This is a genomic window from Serratia sp. FDAARGOS_506 (assembly GCF_003812745.1).
Lineage (GTDB): Bacteria > Pseudomonadota > Gammaproteobacteria > Enterobacterales > Enterobacteriaceae > Serratia.
In genome coordinates, this window is the sequence record NZ_CP033831.1 from 2,646,852 (window position 1) to 2,663,227 (window position 16,376).

Consider the following 16,376-nt stretch of genomic DNA (forward strand, 5'->3'; position numbering starts at 1 on the left):
GGCTTCAGGTTCTAAGTAGAAAAAACAGTATTGGATAAAGATGAAAACTATTGAAGTCGACGAAGAGCTTTACCGTTATATTGCCAGCCACACGCAACACATCGGTGAAAGCGCGTCCGATATTTTACGCCGCATGTTGAAATTCACCGCAGGGCAACCGGTGCGCGCGTTGCCTGCTGCCAGTGCGCCGCAGTCCGTCGAGCTGGAAAAAACGGCGCCGGCACAGCGTCCGCGCGATCGCGTGCGCGCCATGCGTGAGCTGCTGCTGTCGGATGAATATGCCGAGCAGAACAAAGCGGTCAACCGTTTCATGCTGGTGCTGTCCACGCTGTATACCCTCGATGCCGCCGGTTTCGCCGCCGCCACCGATGCGTTGACCGGCCGTACCCGCACCTATTTTGCCGGCGATCAGCAGACCCTGCTGGCCAACGGCACGCATACCAAGCCGAAGCATGTACCGGGCACCCCTTACTGGGTGATCACCAATACCAATACCGGCCGCAAACGCAGCATGATCGAACACATCATGCAGGCCATGCAGTTCCCGGCGGAACTGATCGAGAAAGTTTGCGGTACCGTCTAATTTAGCGAACAGCCCGTCATGATGGCCGTGCGCGACGTATTTGCCCGGCCACCGACAGGGATGAGGGAGATATGTCGATGGCGAATAATCCACGTGCCGGGCAGCCCGCCCGCCAAAGCGATCTGATCAACGTAGCCCAGCTGACGTCGCAGTACTATGTGCTGCAACCGGAAGCCGGCAATTCCGCACATGCGGTGAAGTTTGGCACCTCCGGCCACCGCGGCAGCGCGCAGCGCCACAGCTTCAACGAAGCGCACATCCTCGCCATCGCTCAGGCGATCGCCGAAGTTCGTCATCAGCAGGGCACTACCGGCCCGTGCTACGTGGGCAAAGATACCCATGCGCTGTCCGAGCCGGCCTTCATTTCCGTGCTGGAAGTGTTGACCGCCAACGGCGTCGATGTGATCGTGCAGGAAAACAACGGCTTCACGCCAACGCCGGCGGTATCGCACGCCATTCTGTGCCACAACCGCCGCGGCGGCGCGCAGGCCGACGGCATCGTCATTACGCCGTCCCATAACCCACCGGAAGACGGCGGCATCAAGTACAACCCGCCGAACGGCGGCCCGGCTGACACCAACCTGACGTCGGTGATCGAAAAGCGTGCCAACGAACTGCTGGCGCAACAGCTGAAAGGCGTTCAGCGTCAGTCGCTGGATAAAGCCTGGAACAGCGGCCACTTGCACGCCAAAGATCTGGTGCAGCCTTATGTTGAAGGTCTGGTTGAGGTGGTCGATATGCCGGCCATCCAACGCGCCGGCCTGAAGCTGGGCGTGGATCCGCTCGGCGGTTCCGGCATCGCCTATTGGCAGCGCGTGGCGGAGCACTACAACCTGGATCTGACGCTGGTGAACGATTCCATCGATCAGACCTTCCGCTTTATGCACCTGGACCACGACGGCATCATCCGCATGGACTGCTCGTCCGAGTCGGCGATGGCCGGCCTGCTGGCGCTGCGCGACAAATTCGATCTGGCGTTCGCCAACGATCCGGATTACGACCGCCACGGCATCGTCACGCCGAAGGGCCTGATGAACCCGAACCACTATCTGGCGGTAGCCATCAACTACCTGTTCCAGCATCGCCCGCAGTGGGGTGCCGATGTCGCGGTAGGTAAAACGCTGGTGTCCAGCGCGATGATCGATCGCGTGGTGGCTGACCTGGGCCGCAAGCTGGTGGAAGTGCCGGTCGGCTTCAAGTGGTTCGTGGACGGCCTGTTCGACGGCAGCCTGGGCTTCGGCGGCGAAGAGAGCGCCGGGGCCTCGTTCCTGCGCTTCAACGGCCAGCCTTGGTCGACGGACAAAGACGGCATCATCATGTGCCTGCTGGCGGCTGAAATCACTGCGGTAACCGGTGAGAATCCGCAGCATCACTATGACGATCTGGCCAAGCGCTTCGGTGCGCCAAGCTACAACCGCATCCAGGCGCCGGCGACTGCGGCGCAAAAAGCGGCGCTGTCCAAGCTGTCGCCGGAGATGGTCAAGGCCAATACCCTGGCAGGCGATCCGATCACCGCACGTCTGACCGCGGCACCGGGCAACGGCGCGTCGATTGGCGGCCTGAAAGTGATGACCGACAACGGCTGGTTCGCGGCCCGTCCTTCCGGTACCGAAGAGGCTTACAAGATCTACTGCGAGAGTTTCCTCGGGGCGGAACACCGCGAGAAGATTGAGCACGAAGCGGTCGAGATCGTCAGCGAAGTGCTGGCTTCCGCCAAGTAATCATTTTTCCTGATTGATGAAAGCGCTGTTTTTACAGCGCTTTTTTTATGCCTGTAATTTAGATATATCTTTTTCTTGGCCCGCGCTTGCGCATTTAGATATATCGATCTAGATTAGCGTTATCGACGCTGTTTAGATATATCTAAACAACCTCGTATTGATGTTCCCTGTTAAAGCGAGGTATCACCCTATGTTTCATCGATTAGGTTTACACCGTCACCATCACCACCATGAATGCGAAGCGGGCGAGGGCCGCCGCCATCGCGGAGGGCGTCATCATTTCGGCGGCGACGGCGAAGAGCACGGCCGAGGGCGCGGTGGCCGCGGTGGGCGTCATCGCCTGTTCGAACACGGCGATCTGCGCCTGGTGCTGTTGGCGCTGGTGGCGCGCAAGCCCAGCCACGGTTATGAGCTGATCAAGGCGATCGAGGAAGCCTCTTCCGGTCTGTACGTGCCGAGCCCTGGGGTGATTTACCCCACGCTGACGCTGCTGGAAGAACAGGATTTCCTTGAGCCGCTCACCACCGGCAACGGCCGTAAAAGCTACCGCATTACTGCGGCGGGTGAGGGTGAGCTGCAAAAGCATCAACAGGTGGTTGAAGTCATTCTGGCGCGCCTGGCGGGCGCCGGCCGCGAACATCATCGGCACGGCAATCTGGCGGAAGGCATTTACGACGCCATGAACCGTCTGCGCAGCCTGCTGCGCGGCAACGTGATGCGCGCCGATCTCACGCCGCAGCAGGTGGAGCGCATCAACGCCGCGTTGCTGACCGCTGTGGCGGCGATCGAAAGCGAAATGCATATTCAACCCACGCAACAACAGGAGAAGAACTGATGCCCGGCCACCGTTTCAATATTACCGTTGAAGCCCTGAGCGATCGCCAGGGCAATCCCGTCGAGAAAGCGCCGCTGAGTTTTGAAGTGACCAACCACGACGATATTCTCGATATCGTCGAGCGCATCCGGGCGCGTGACGATCTGAACTTCGGCCCCGAGCAGAGCGCGGCCTTCGCCGTGGGATTAAAGCTGTTCTCCGAGGTGATGATAGAAAACCGCAAACACCCGGTGTTCGCTCCGCTGCGCGATGCGTTTAAAGAATTTATGGTCGGATTGAAGAAGGGGCCGGCGGCGTAAAGGCGCGCCAGCCGGGTTAAGGCATGAAGCGATAGCCGACGCCGGTTTCGGTCAGCAGGTGTTTGGGCCGAGCCGGATCGGCTTCGAGCTTCTGCCGCAGGTGGCCCATGTAGATGCGCAGATAGTGGCTGTGCTCCACGTAGTTCGGCCCCCAGACGTGGCTCAGCAGCTGCCGTTGGGTGATCACTTTGCCGGCGTTGGCCAACAGCTCCGCCAACAGGCGAAACTCGATCGGCGTCAGGTGCAGATCTTCGTTGTTGCGCAGCACCCGGCGATTCACCAGATCGACGGTGATTTCCGAAAAACTTATCAGCGGGCTTTCCTGTTGGCTGGCGGAGTGGCGGCGCAGCGCGACCCGCACCCGCGCCAGCAGCTCGCCGATGCCGAACGGTTTGCTGAGGTAGTCGTCGGCACCGGCGTCCAACGCGGCTATTTTGTCCTCTTCGGCGTTGCGCGCGGACAGCACGATCACCGGAATGGCGCTCCATTGCCGCAGATCGCGGATGTAGCTCAGCCCGTCGCCGTCCGGCAAGCCCAAATCAAGAATGATCAGATCCGGTTTGCGCGTGCCGGCTTCAATCAGTCCGCGCTGCAGCGTTTCACTTTCAAATACCCGCAGGCCTTCGCTCTCCAGCGCGGTGCGCACGAAGCGGCGGATCTCTTTTTCATCTTCAACAATCAGAATGTTGGTTGGCGTTATGCTCACGTTTCCCCTGCGTTGATTACAGATCGAAGGCGTCGCCGTCGATCTCGGGCGGTTTTTCCAGCGGCAGCACGAAACGGAAGCTGGCGCCGCCGTTGGCGCCGTTTTCCGCCCAGATGCGGCCATCATGTACTTCAATAATGGCACGGCAAATCGCTAACCCCAAGCCGACGCCGGGGATCGCCGATTCTTTATTACCACGTGAAAATTTGTCGAAAATTAGCTGCAGCTGATCGGCAGGGATGCCCGGACCGTTATCCCAGACCTCGACTTCCAGCCAATCGGGCAGCGTGCGGGCGCGAATGCCGATGGTAGCCTCGACGCCGGCGTATTTATTGGCGTTTTCCAACAGATTGGTGAACACCCGCTCCAGCAGGCTGCCGTCGCAGTTCACCAGGATCTGTTCCGGCGGTAGCTCGACCACGATCGGATGCTGGCTGAGCAGCGGCTCCAGCATGTGCAGCGAGGCGCCGACGATCTCTTCCAGCGACTGCCACTCTTTGCGCAGGCTGAAACCGCCGGACTGGATGCGCGCCATATCCAGCAGGTTGTTCACCAGCCGGGTGGTGCTCAGCACCTGTTGGCGGATCTGGCTGGCCTGGGTAGCGTGGTTGGAGCCTTCGGCCGCCAGGTCCAGCGTGAGGATTTCCGCCTGGCCGAACAGCACGGTCAGCGGCGTGCGCAGATCGTGTGACAGCGCCGCCAGCAGCGAGTTGCGCAGCTGTTCGCGCTCGGCGTCCAGCTTGGCTTCTTCGGCGCTGCGCGCCAGGTGCAGCCGCTCCAGCGCGCTGGCGATCAGCACCGCGAAGGTCTGCAGCAGCCGCTGCTGTTCCGGTACCATCAGCTGGCGCAGGTTGTTGGGCTCGATCGCCAGCAGGCCGAAGGTCTGCTTGGGGGTATTGAGCGGCAGCAGCTGGTAAGGCACGCCGGGCAGGGTGTCGGTGCCGGCGCCGGCCGGCAAGCCTTTGTCGAAGCTCCAGCGCGCGATGGCTTCGTCTACCGACAGCAGCCCGCCTTCCTCGCCGACCATCTGTTGCAGGCGGCCGTCTTCCTGCGGCAGCAACAGCACGGTTTTCGCCTGGAAACTGCTGGAGAGGAAGTGGCGGCTGGTGTTGGCGATGTCGGCTACGGTCAGCGCGCGGCTTAGCCCACGCGACATTTCGTACAGGTGGCGCGCCCGCTGCTCGCGGTAGCGCGCCACCCGAGCCTGATAACGCACCCCGGCGGTCAGGTTGCCGATGATGATGCCGACGGCGAGCATTACGCCGAAGGTCAGCAGATACTGCATATCGCTGACGGCGAACGACCATTCGGGCTGGACAAAGAACAGATCGAAACTGGCGACGTTGATCACCGCCGCCAGCACCGACGGCCAGCGGCCGAAGAACAGGGCGACGATCGCCACGCCGAGCAGATAGACCATCACCAGATTGGCCTGATCGAAGCCCGGCAGCAGCCACTGCGAGAGCAGGGTAATCAGCGCGCACAGCGCCACCGCGACCACGCAACCGCGCAGCTGCATGCGCCATTTATCATTGAAGCTGCGGCCGTCGTGCTCCTTGCCCGGCGGCGGTTGTGCGGTGTCGCTCTCCAGCGCCACGATCACCAGATCGAGATCCGGGCCCAGCCGGCCGAGGCGATCGGCGAAGCTGCCGCGCAGCTTCCAGCGCTGCTCGCTGCGGCGGCCGATGATGATTTTGCCGAGGTTATGCTCGCGGGCGTAGCGCAGCACCGCGCGCTCTTCGGACGGATCGGCCAGGGTGGCGGTTTCTGCCCCCAGTTCCTGCGCCAGCCGCAGCGCGCGCAGAATGGCGCGGCGCTGGTTTTCCGGCAGCCGGTGCAGCTTGGGGGTTTCCACATAGACCGCATGCCAGTGGCAGCCGAGCCGCGCCGCCAGCCGGGCGGCGATGCGCACCAGCTTTTCGTTGCCGCTGTTGTGGCCGACGCACAGCAGAATGCTGTCGCGGGTGTGCCACACTTTCTCGCGCCCCTGGGTGTCGCGAAACTCGCGCATCTGGTCATCGACCCGATCGGCGGTGCGGCGCAGCGCCAGCTCGCGCAGGGCGATCAGGTTGCCTTTGCGGAAGAAGTGCTCGATAGCGCGCTCGGCCTGGCCGGGAATATACACTTTGCCTTCGTGCAGCCGCCGGCGTAGATCGTCCGGCGGCAGATCGACCAGCACCACTTCGCTGGCTTCGTCAAACACGTGGTCGGGCACCGTTTCGCGCACCCGCACGCCGGTCACGCCGCCCACTACGTCGTTCAGGCTTTCCAGATGCTGTACGTTGACGGTGGTCAGAACGTCGATGCCGGCATCCAGCAGCTCTTCCACATCCTGCCAGCGTTTGGGGTGGCGCGAACCATGAGCGTTGCTGTGCGCCAGTTCATCCATCAACACCAGCGCCGGGTGGCGCGCCAGCGCGGCGTCGAGATCGAATTCATGCACCAGCCGGCCGCGATGCTGGATGCGTTTTTGCGGCAGCAGCGTGAGGCCGTCGAGCAGGGCGGCGGTCTCGCTACGGCCGTGGGTTTCCACCACGCCGACCAGCACGTCCAGCCCCTGAGCGCGCAAACGCTGGGCTTCCTGCAGCATGGCGTAGGTTTTGCCGACGCCGGCGCAGGCGCCGAAGAATACCTTCAACCGGCCGCGCGGTTTTTCATTGGCCAACGCCAGCAGGCTATCGGGATCGGGGCGCTGCTGCTCTTCTTCGACCATGACAATTCCTTGTGTTACCAAGCAAAAAGGGGTTCGGCATGCCGAACCCTATCACTATGCTGAATACGGCGCGTTACTTCAATGCGTCCAGTGCCAGGTTCAGCTTCAGCACGTTCACCACCGATTCCCCCATAAAGTTGGGCGTGGCCCGATCGGTGTTGTCTTCGATCAGTTTGGCGACCTGTTCCGGCGGCAGATGCCGCGCCGCCGCGACCCGTGCCAGCTGATATTGCGCGGCGGCGATCGAGATCTGTGGATCCAACCCGCTGCCGGAGGCGGTCAGCAGATCGACCGGGATCGGGCCGCTCATCGCAGGGTTGGCCTGGCGCAGCTGCGTTGCGCGCTCGGCGATAGCCTTATCCAACGCCGGGTTGGTGGCCGCCAGGTTGCTGCCGGCGGAGGCCAGTGGATTATAGGCCGAATCGCCGGTGGCCGATGGGCGGCCCCAGAAATAGTCGGCGCGCGTAAAGTTCTGGCCGATCAGCGCGGAGCCGACTGCCTTGTCGTCCCGGTACAGCAGCGAACCGTTGGCCGCGCCCGGAAACAGCAGCTGCGCCAGTCCGGTAGTCAGCAACGGATAGGCGATGCCGGTGATTAGCGTCAGCAGGATCAACATCACCAGCGCAGGTCGTAAATACGTCATGTTCATTTCCCTCAATGGTTAACCGGCGACGTGCAGCGCGACCAGGATCAGGTCGATCAGTTTGATGCCGACAAATGGCACCAGCAGACCGCCGACCCCGTACAGCCACAGGTTGCGGCGCAGCAGGGCTGCGGCACTCATCGGTTTGTAGCTCACCCCTTTCAGCGCCAGCGGGATCAGGAACACGATCACCAGGGCGTTGAAGATCACCGCCGACATGATGGCGGAGGCCGGGGAGTGCAGGTGCATCACGTTCAGCGCGTTCAATTGCGGATAGGTGGCCGCAAACGCCGCCGGAATGATGGCGAAGTATTTGGCGACGTCGTTGGCGATGCTGAAGGTGGTCAGCGAGCCGCGCGTCATCAGCATCTGTTTGCCGATGTGCACCACTTCGATCAGCTTGGTCGGGTTGGAATCCAGATCGACCATGTTGCCCGCCTCTTTAGCGGCCTGGGTGCCTGAGTTCATCGCCACTGCCACATCGGCCTGCGCCAGCGCCGGGGCGTCGTTGGTGCCGTCGCCGGTCATCGCCACCAGGCGGCCTTCCGCCTGATACTGGCGGATCAGCGCCAGCTTGGCTTCCGGCGTGGCTTCCGACAGGAAGTCGTCCACCCCGGCTTCGGCGGCGATCGCCGCCGCGGTCAGCGGGTTATCGCCGGTGATCATCACCGTTTTGATGCCCATCTTGCGCAGCTCATTGAAGCGTTCCTTAATGCCGCCCTTGACGATATCCTTCAGCGCCACCACGCCCAGCACCCGGGCGCCTTCCGCCACCACCAGCGGCGTGCCGCCGGTGCGCGCCACGCTTTCCACCAGATCGTCCACCGCCCGCGGGAAGTGCCCTTGATTGGATTCGACGTGGCGACGAATGGCATCCACTGCACCTTTGCGGATCATGCGCTCCTGCACGTTGACGCCGCTCATGCGGGTCTGGGCGGAAAAGGGCACGAAGGTGGCGTTAAGCGCCTGCAGATCGCGTTCGCGCAGGTTGAATCGCTGTTTGGCCAACACCACGATGCTGCGGCCTTCCGGCGTTTCGTCCGCCAGCGAGGCCAGCTGCGCGGCATCCGCCAGTTCTTGCTCTTTCACGCCCGGCGCCGGCAGGAACTCCGAAGCCTGGCGGTTGCCCAGCGTGATGGTGCCGGTTTTATCCAGCAGCAGCACGTCCACGTCGCCGGCGGCTTCCACCGCGCGGCCGCTGGTGGCGATCACGTTGGCGCCGAGCATGCGGCTCATCCCGGCCACGCCGATGGCGGACAGCAGGCCACCGATGGTGGTGGGGATCAGGCAGACCAGCAGCGCGACCAGCACGGTGATGGTGACCACGCTGCCGCTGCCGGCCGCTTCCACGCTGTATTGCGAGAACGGGAACAGGGTGGCGGTGGCCAGGACGAACACGATGGTCAGCGCCACCAGCAGGATAGTCAGTGCGATCTCGTTCGGCGTTTTGCGGCGTTTGGCGCCTTCCACCATGGCGATCATGCGATCGAGGAAGGTTTCCCCCGGGTTGACGCTGCACTGCACTACCAACCAGTCGGACAGCACGCGGGTGCCCCCTGTGACCGAGGAGAAGTCGCCGCCGGACTCGCGGATCACCGGCGCGGACTCACCGGTGATGGCGCTTTCATCTACCGAGGCACCGCCTTCCAGCACTTCGCCGTCGCACGGGATGGTGTCGCCGGCTTCCACCAGCACGATATCGCCCTTGCGCAGGCTTTCGGCGGCCACTTTCTCCGTGGCGCCGTCGCGGCGCGGGCCGGCCAGTTTTTTCGCCCAGCTGGTTTTCTTGGTGCCCTTCAGGCTTTCCGCCTGGGCCTTGCTGCGCCCTTCGGCCAGCGCTTCCGCGAAGTTGGCGAACAGCACGGTGAACCACAGCCACAGGGAGACGCTGCCGGTAAAGGCGGCGGCGCCGTCGGTTTGGCCGGTGAGGATCGCCAGCCAGATGGCGGTGGTCAGAATACTGCCGATATACACCACGAACATCACCGGGTTGCGCCATTGAACGCGAGGGTCCAGTTTTTTCAGCGCATCGATCAGCGCGGTGCGCACCAGGGCCGGTTCAAACAGCGCGCGTTGTTTGCGAGTCATCTCTTATTCTCTCTCTGTGACGTCTGTTAGTTTGCCAACCAAAGCTGCAAATGCTCGGCCACCGGGCCCAGCGCCAGCGCCGGCACGAAGGTCAGCGCGCCCACCAGCAGCACGGTGCCGATCAGCAGGCCGATAAACAGCGGCCCATAGGTCGGCAGGGTGCCGTTGCCCGCCGGCTGGCGTGGCTTGGCGCTCAGCGAACCGGCGATCGCCAGCACCGGCAGGATCACCCCGAAGCGGCCGAAGAACATGGCGAAGGCCAGCAGCAGGTTGTAGAACGGCGTATTGACGCTCAACCCGGCGAAGGCGCTGCCGTTGTTGTTGGCGGCGGAGGACAGGGCGTACAGCACTTCGCTGAAGCCGTGGGCACCCGGGTTGAGGATGCCGGCACGGCCCGCGTCGGTGCCGATGGCCAGCGCGCTGCCCAGCAACACCAGCGTCGGCGTGGCCAGGATCGCCAGCGCGGTCATCTTCATGTCGTAAACGTCGATTTTCTTGCCCAGATATTCCGGGGTGCGGCCGATCATCAGACCGGCGATAAACACTGTCAGCAGCACGAACAGCAGCATGCCGTACAGGCCGGAGCCGACGCCGCCGAACACCACCTCACCGATCTGCATCAGCCACATCGGCACCAGGCCGCCCAGCGCGGTGAAAGAGTCGTGCATGGCGTTAACCGCCCCGCAGGACGCGGCGGTGGTCACCACCGAGAACAGGCTGGTGGCAAGAATGCCGAAGCGCGACTCTTTGCCTTCCATATTGATGTTGCTGTCGGCGCCCAGCGCGCTCAGGTGCGGGTTGCCCGCCAGTTCGGCGTACATCACCACTACCACCGCCACCACGAAGATCAGCGCCATTGCCCAGATCAGCGCATGGCCCTGGCGGTTTTCACCGGCCAACTGGCCGAAGGAGAAGCACAGCGCGCAGGGGATCAGGAAGATGGCCAGCATCTGCACGAAATTGGTCAGCACGGTTGGGTTCTCGAACGGGTGCGCCGAGTTGGCACCGAAGAAGCCGCCGCCGTTGGTGCCGAGCATCTTGATCGCTTCCTGCGAGGCCACCGGCCCCATCGGCAGCGTTTGCTGCGCGCCTTCGAGCGTGGTGACGTGCAGGTAAGGCAGGAAGTTTTGCAGCGTGCCCTGGCTGACGAAGAACAGGGCGATCAACAGCGCGATCGGCAGCAGTACATACAGCGTGATGCGGAACAGATCGGCCCAGGCGTTGCCGACGGTCTTGCCGGCGCGGCGGGTAAAGGCGCGGATCAGCGCAAAGGCCACGGCGATGCCGGTGGAGGCGGAGACGAAGTTCTGCACCGCCAGCCCGGCCATCTGGCTGAAATAGCTGAGGGCGCTTTCGCCGCTGTAGGCCTGCCAGTTGGTGTTGGTGACGAAGCTGACGGCGGTGTTGAGCGCCAGATCCCAGGAGAGGCCCGGGAAGCCTTGCGGGTTGAGCGGCAGCGAGCCCTGCGTCATCAGCAGGGCGAACAGCAGCGCCAGGCCGAGCAGGTTGAACGCCAGGATCGCCAGCGCGTACTGCCACCAGTTCATTTCGGTGGCGCGGATGCCGCAGGCGCGCCAGACCCCGGCTTCCACCCCGCGCAGCGCAGGCAGCGGCTCACCCTCGATCAGGCGCGCCATAAAGCCGCCCAGCGGCCGGGCCAGCAGCAGAAGCACCAGCAGGAAGCTGGCGATCAGTAAAAAGGCTGAAGCCGCCATCAGAAATCCTCCGCGTTAAACAGGGCGTAGACCAAATAGGCCAACAGCAGCAGAACCAACAGCGCACCACCAATAACGCTGAAACTCACGGGACACCTCCAGAGGTGTTGTTTTTGATAGGGGCAGTGTAGGGAGAGGGGTAGAAAGAAGATGAAAAAATCGCGTGGGCGGGTGTAAAAAAAGTATAAAAATGGCTGAAATTTCAGCGGAAATTCGGTGTTTCAACCATCAGGCCGGTGGCGAGATTGCCCCTGATGGGGGAGGGAGAACGGGCGTAAGCGGGAAATAACAACCCGAATAATAACCACAATGTAACCGATGTTTAGTTAAAAATTAACCTGAATGTAACAAAATTACGAATCGCCGTGGCGATTAGCGATTTTTTGTGCGATTTAGTGGTCGGATGAGTAGTAAACTTTCATCAAGTGCGCTAAAATTTTGTCCAGTTACCAAATTACCGATTGTTCATTTGATACGCCGACGCCGTTTTCCCTGACAAATCAACGGCAGGCGTTTTTAAGGAGGTTCGCATGTCTACTACCTATCACGCTTATTCACTGCATCGGATTCTCCTGCGCCGCAGCGCAGTCGTCCTCGCGGGCATTTTGGCCCTGCCGGTGATGTTGTTCCGCAGCGATCGCGGGCGTTTTTACAGCTACCTGCACCGCGTCTGGTCAAAAACCAGCGATAAGCCGGTCTGGCTGCAGCAGGCGGAACTGGCGTCCTGCGATTTCTACTGAGCCATTGCCGATTCACGAAAAACCCTCGCCCTACGGCGGGGGTTTTTTTATGCCTATAGCCACCCCTATCAAGCGCAAGGTCGTATTCGGCAAGCCATTCTTCTACACTTTCCTCATCGGCCAACAACACGGGAGAGCGGTATGAGCGACAAGATCCCTATCGGTATCAGCGCCTGTTTACTGGGCGAAGCGGTGCGTTTCGACGGCGGCCACAAGCGGCTGGCCTTTGCGGTGGAACAGTTGGCGCCCTATGTGCGCTTTGAGCCTGTTTGCCCGGAAATGGCGATTGGCCTGCCCACGCCGCGCCCGGCGCTGCGCCTGGTGAAGCAGGCGCAGCCGTGGCCGGCGATGCGCTACAGCAACGACGCCGGCGTGGATCTGACCGAGGAGATGCGCGGCTTCTCCGCGCAGCGCGTGGCGGCCTTGCAGCATCTGTGTGGGTACATCGTCTGCGCCAAGTCACCGAGCTGCGGCCTGGAGCGGGTACGGGTCTACAGCGAAAACGGCAAGGACTCGCGTAAAAACGGCGTCGGTCTGTTTACCGCCGAACTGCTGCGCCAGATGCCGTGGCTGCCGGTGGAAGAGGACGGACGATTGCAGGATGCGGCACTGCGGGAAAACTTCATTGAACGGGTGTATGCGCTGTACGAGCTGAACATGCTGTGGCGTCAGGGGCTGACCCGCGGCGGGCTGATCGCGTTTCACAGCCGCTACAAGCTGTCGCTGCTGGCGCATTCGCAGCCGGCGTATCGCGAGCTGGGGCGCTTCGTCGCCGATATTCACCGCTGGGACTCGCTGGAGGCCTTCGCCGTGGAATACCGCAGCCGCCTGATGGCGCTGTTGGCGCACAAGGCAACGCGCCGCAACCACACCAATGTGTTGATGCACGTGCAGGGCTATTTCCGCCGTCAGCTCAGTACGGCGCAGCGCCAGGAGCTGGCGCACCTGATCGACCGCTACCGGCAGGGCATGCAGCCGCTGTTGGCGCCGATCGCGCTGCTCAAGCATTACATGGCGGAATACCCCGACCGTTATCTGGCGGAACAACGCTATTTCGAACCTTATCCGGAGGCGCTGCGTTTGCGTTACGGCCATTGATTGACAAGGAGTTTTATGACCACGCATCTGGTCTGGTTGCGTAACGATCTGCGTATCACCGACAACAAAGCGCTGCACGCCGCCTGCAGCGATCCCGAAGCCCGGGTGCTGGCGGTGTTTATCGCCACGCCGCAGCAGTGGCGGCAACATGAGATGGCGCCGCGGCAGGCGGCGCTGATCCACGCCAGCCTGCAGGCGGTGCAGCAGGCGCTGGCGCAAAAGGGCATTGCGCTGCATTGCCATTCCTGTGAGGACTTTGCCGCGTCGATCGACTGGCTGGCGGACTATTGCGAGCGGGAGCAGGTGGATGCGCTGTTTTACAATCGCCAGTACGAACTGAACGAACGGCGGCGCGATGCGCGGCTGGAACAGCGGTTGAGTGGCCGGGTGAGGTGCCACGGTTTCGATGACAGCCTGCTGTTGCCGCCGGGCAGCGTGTTAACCGGCGGCGGCGAGATGTACAAGGTCTATACGCCGTTTCGCAACGCCTTTCTTCAACGCCTGACTGAGTCCGACGTGAGTTGCCTGCCGGCGCCGAAGATCCGCGCCGGTGGCGCGTTGCCTGCGCCTGAGGCGCCGGCGGCGTTCGATTACCCTACGGCGGAGACGGGGGATGGTTATCCCGCCGGCGAGGAGGCCGCGCTGCAGCGGCTGCGCACCTTTTGCCGCGAGCAGGTGCAGGATTACCTCCGGCAGCGCGATCTGCCCGCCCTCGCCGGCACCAGCAGCCTGTCGCCCTATCTGGCGATCGGCGTGTTGTCGCCGCGCCAGTGCTTCAACCGCCTGCGCGCCGAATGCCCGCAGCTGCTGGAAGATCGCGAAAGCGGTGCCTTTGCCTGGCTCAACGAGCTGATTTGGCGCGAGTTCTATCGCCATCTGCTGGTGGCCTATCCCGATCTGTGCCGCCATCGGCCGTTTATCGCCTGGACGGACAAGGTGCGTTGGTGCGATGACGCGGCGACGCTGCAGGCCTGGCAGCGGGGCGAGACCGGCTATCCGATCGTCGATGCCGCCATGCGCCAGCTGAATGCCACCGGCTGGATGCACAACCGGCTGCGCATGATCAGCGCCAGTTTTCTGGTGAAGGATCTGCTGATCGACTGGCGCGCCGGGGAACGCTATTTCATGTCGCAACTGTTGGATGGGGATCTGGCGGCCAACAACGGCGGCTGGCAGTGGGCGGCGTCCACCGGCACCGACGCCGCGCCGTATTTTCGCATCTTCAACCCGACCACTCAGGGTGAACGTTTTGATCCACAAGGCACTTTTATCCGTAAATGGTTGCCGGAACTGGCGGATGTGCCCGACAATGACATCCATCATCCCCATCGCTGGGCGGAAAAGCAGCGGTGTACACTGAACTATCCGCTGCCGATCGTCGATCACAAGCAAGTCCGGCTGGAGACGCTGGCGGCGTTCGAGGCGGCAAAACGGGGAGAGTCTTGAGGCAACTGCAAGGAGCGATGCAATGATGAAAAAGGTGCTGGCCCTGTGCCTGAGCGGCTATTCCGCGCTGGCGATCGCCGGCTTTGACGTGGTAGCGCTGGGCGTTGACGGCGGCGTCAGCGACGGCAACCTGACCTCCTACCTGATCCGCAGCGACAATCAGCCGCAATATGTGGCGCTGGACGCCGGTTCGCTGCTGCCGGGCATCGCCAAAGGGCTGGCGAAGGGCAGTTTCCCGCAGGTGACGCCCGAGCTGGCCGCGCCTTACACGCCGCAGGGCTATGTGTTCCGGCAGTTGATCGGCAGTTACTTTATCAGCCACGGCCATCTGGACCACGTGGCAGGGCTGATCGTCGGCTCGCCTGAGGACAATAAAAAAACCGTTTACGCCCAGGCGGACACCGTGCTGACCTTGCGTAATCACTACTTCAACTGGAAGGCGTGGCCGAACTTTACCGACGCCGGCAACGGTTCGCGGCTGGGCACCTACCGGCTGCAAACGGTGCGGCCGCAGCAGCGGTTTACTCTCGGCCTGACCGGATTGACCGGCGTGATGTACCCGCTCAGCCACGATCGCTATCCGTCGTCGATGCTGCTGATTTCCAACGGCAACGAATTCTTCGCCTATTTCGGCGATACCGGGCCGGATAAGGTGGAGCAGTCGCGCGATCTCGATACCGTCTGGCGCGTGCTGGGGCCGCTTGTCGAGCAGAAAAAGCTCAAGGGCATGATTATCGAAACCTCTTACCCTAACGAGGTGGAGGACAAACATCTGTACGGCCATTTGACGCCGGCCTGGCTGCTGAAGGAGTTGAAGAACCTGACGCAGTACAGCGGCGGCGAAGGCTCGCTGAATGGTCTGCCGGTGGTGATCAGCCACATCAAGCCCAGCCTGAAGCAGGGCGAAGACGCGCGCGCCGCCATTGCGCAACAGCTGGCGCAGGGCAACGATCTGGGCGTGAAATTCATCCTGATGACGCAGGGCGACCGGCAGACATTTTGACTATGAAGAGAGAAGAGAATGCGTAACCTCGATCTGGAACAACTGATCAACACGGAACTGAACGCCGCGGCGTTTCAGGACTACGCCCCCAATGGATTGCAGGTGGAAGGCCGCCCGCACGTGCAGCGCATCGTGACCGGCGTCACCGCCTGTCAGGCGCTGCTGGACGCCGCGGTGGCGCATCAGGCCGACGCGATTATCGTGCACCACGGCTATTTCTGGAAAAACGAGGCACCGGCGGTGCGCGGCATGAAGCGGAACCGCCTGAAAACGCTGCTGACCCATGATATCAACCTGTACGGCTACCACCTGCCGCTGGACGCGCATCCGGTGCTGGGCAACAACGCGCAGCTGGCGCAGGCGCTGGGCATTCGGGTGATTGGCGACGTCGAGCCGCTGGTGCCGCACGGCGAATTTGAACAGCCGCTGACCGGCGAAGCGCTGCAGCAACGTATCGAAAACCGGCTGGGGCGCGCGGTGCTGCACTGCGGCGATAACGCGCCTGAGCACATTCGCCGAGTGGCCTGGTGCACCGGCGGCGGCCAGGGCTTTATCGACAGCGCAGCGCGCTTCGGTGTCGATGCGTTCATCAGCGGTGAAGTGTCTGAACAGACCATTCACAGCGCACGCGAAATGGGCGTGCACTTCTTCGCCGCTGGCCACCACGCCACCGAGCGCGGCGGCGTGAAAGCGCTGGGCGATTGGCTGGCGCAGCACCACGGCTTCGATGTGACCTTTATCGATATCCCGAATCCCGCCTGATTTTTTTCTTCCCCGGATCCAGCC

The 16,376-nt window shown here is 62.4% G+C and carries 15 protein-coding genes; 9 read left to right on the forward strand and 6 right to left on the reverse strand.

Going from position 1 to position 16,376, the window contains the following annotated elements; genetic code table 11:
* The first annotated feature begins 40 nt into the window (after window positions 1–40).
* The 4 genes from seqA (at window position 41) to EGY12_RS12865 (ending at window position 3,438) form a co-directional block, all read left to right on the forward strand.
* Window positions 41–583: a replication initiation negative regulator SeqA gene (seqA, locus tag EGY12_RS12850; RefSeq protein WP_123893948.1), complete on the forward strand. Its 543-nt coding sequence runs from the start codon at window positions 41–43 to the stop codon at window positions 581–583.
* A 77-nt stretch (window positions 584–660) separates the two neighbouring features.
* Window positions 661–2,304 (forward strand): phosphoglucomutase (alpha-D-glucose-1,6-bisphosphate-dependent), encoded by a 1,644-nt coding sequence (pgm, locus tag EGY12_RS12855; RefSeq protein ID WP_123893950.1) that lies wholly within the window; start codon window positions 661–663, stop codon window positions 2,302–2,304.
* 190 nt (window positions 2,305–2,494) lie between these two features.
* A complete protein-coding gene (locus EGY12_RS12860) occupies window positions 2,495–3,139 on the forward strand; it encodes a PadR family transcriptional regulator (RefSeq protein ID WP_123893952.1) in 645 nt (214 codons plus the stop codon).
* On the forward strand, window positions 3,139–3,438 hold the full coding sequence (locus tag EGY12_RS12865; protein WP_123893954.1) for a DUF3861 domain-containing protein: 300 nt from the start codon (window positions 3,139–3,141) through the stop codon (window positions 3,436–3,438). Before EGY12_RS12860 ends, EGY12_RS12865 begins: the two co-directional genes overlap by 1 nt.
* 16 nt (window positions 3,439–3,454) lie before the next feature.
* Here EGY12_RS12865 and kdpE read toward each other — a convergent pair whose 3' ends face one another.
* The 6 genes from kdpE to EGY12_RS12895 all read right to left on the reverse strand — a co-directional run bounded on the left by kdpE (window position 3,455) and on the right by EGY12_RS12895 (window position 11,392).
* Window positions 3,455–4,144: a two-component system response regulator KdpE gene (gene kdpE / locus EGY12_RS12870; protein WP_123893956.1), complete on the reverse strand. Its 690-nt coding sequence runs from the start codon at window positions 4,142–4,144 to the stop codon at window positions 3,455–3,457.
* Between the two features lie 16 nt (window positions 4,145–4,160).
* Window positions 4,161–6,857: a two-component system sensor histidine kinase KdpD gene (gene kdpD / locus EGY12_RS12875; protein ID WP_123893958.1), complete on the reverse strand. Its 2,697-nt coding sequence runs from the start codon at window positions 6,855–6,857 to the stop codon at window positions 4,161–4,163.
* 73 nt (window positions 6,858–6,930) lie between these two features.
* A complete protein-coding gene (kdpC, locus tag EGY12_RS12880; RefSeq protein WP_123893959.1) occupies window positions 6,931–7,500 on the reverse strand; it encodes a potassium-transporting ATPase subunit KdpC in 570 nt (189 codons plus the stop codon).
* A gap of 18 nt (window positions 7,501–7,518) precedes the next feature.
* Window positions 7,519–9,588: a potassium-transporting ATPase subunit KdpB gene (gene kdpB / locus EGY12_RS12885; RefSeq protein WP_123893961.1), complete on the reverse strand. Its 2,070-nt coding sequence runs from the start codon at window positions 9,586–9,588 to the stop codon at window positions 7,519–7,521.
* A gap of 26 nt (window positions 9,589–9,614) precedes the next feature.
* On the reverse strand, window positions 9,615–11,303 hold the full coding sequence (gene kdpA, locus EGY12_RS12890; RefSeq protein WP_123893963.1) for a potassium-transporting ATPase subunit KdpA: 1,689 nt from the start codon (window positions 11,301–11,303) through the stop codon (window positions 9,615–9,617).
* Entirely contained in the window at window positions 11,303–11,392 is a 90-nt protein-coding gene (locus EGY12_RS12895) for a K(+)-transporting ATPase subunit F (protein ID WP_016928742.1), read from the reverse strand. Before EGY12_RS12895 ends, kdpA begins: the two co-directional genes overlap by 1 nt.
* Window positions 11,393–11,833: 441 nt before the next feature.
* Between EGY12_RS12895 and EGY12_RS12900 the strand changes: the two genes are divergently transcribed.
* From EGY12_RS12900 to EGY12_RS12920, 5 genes are all read left to right on the forward strand, one after another.
* Window positions 11,834–12,043, forward strand: a complete 210-nt coding sequence (locus EGY12_RS12900; protein ID WP_038877512.1) for a YbfA family protein — start codon at window positions 11,834–11,836, stop codon at window positions 12,041–12,043.
* 141 nt (window positions 12,044–12,184) lie between these two features.
* Window positions 12,185–13,141 (forward strand): DUF523 and DUF1722 domain-containing protein, encoded by a 957-nt coding sequence (locus tag EGY12_RS12905; RefSeq protein ID WP_038877513.1) that lies wholly within the window; start codon window positions 12,185–12,187, stop codon window positions 13,139–13,141.
* A gap of 15 nt (window positions 13,142–13,156) precedes the next feature.
* Complete coding sequence (phrB, locus tag EGY12_RS12910; protein ID WP_123893964.1) at window positions 13,157–14,587, forward strand: deoxyribodipyrimidine photo-lyase; 1,431 nt, start codon at window positions 13,157–13,159, stop codon at window positions 14,585–14,587.
* Window positions 14,588–14,609: 22 nt separating this feature from the next.
* Entirely contained in the window at window positions 14,610–15,590 is a 981-nt protein-coding gene (locus EGY12_RS12915; RefSeq protein ID WP_123893966.1) for an MBL fold metallo-hydrolase, read from the forward strand.
* Window positions 15,591–15,608: 18 nt separating this feature from the next.
* Window positions 15,609–16,352, forward strand: coding sequence for a type 2 GTP cyclohydrolase I (locus EGY12_RS12920; RefSeq protein ID WP_047568877.1), 744 nt, complete (start codon window positions 15,609–15,611; stop codon window positions 16,350–16,352).
* Window positions 16,353–16,376 lie beyond the last annotated feature (24 nt).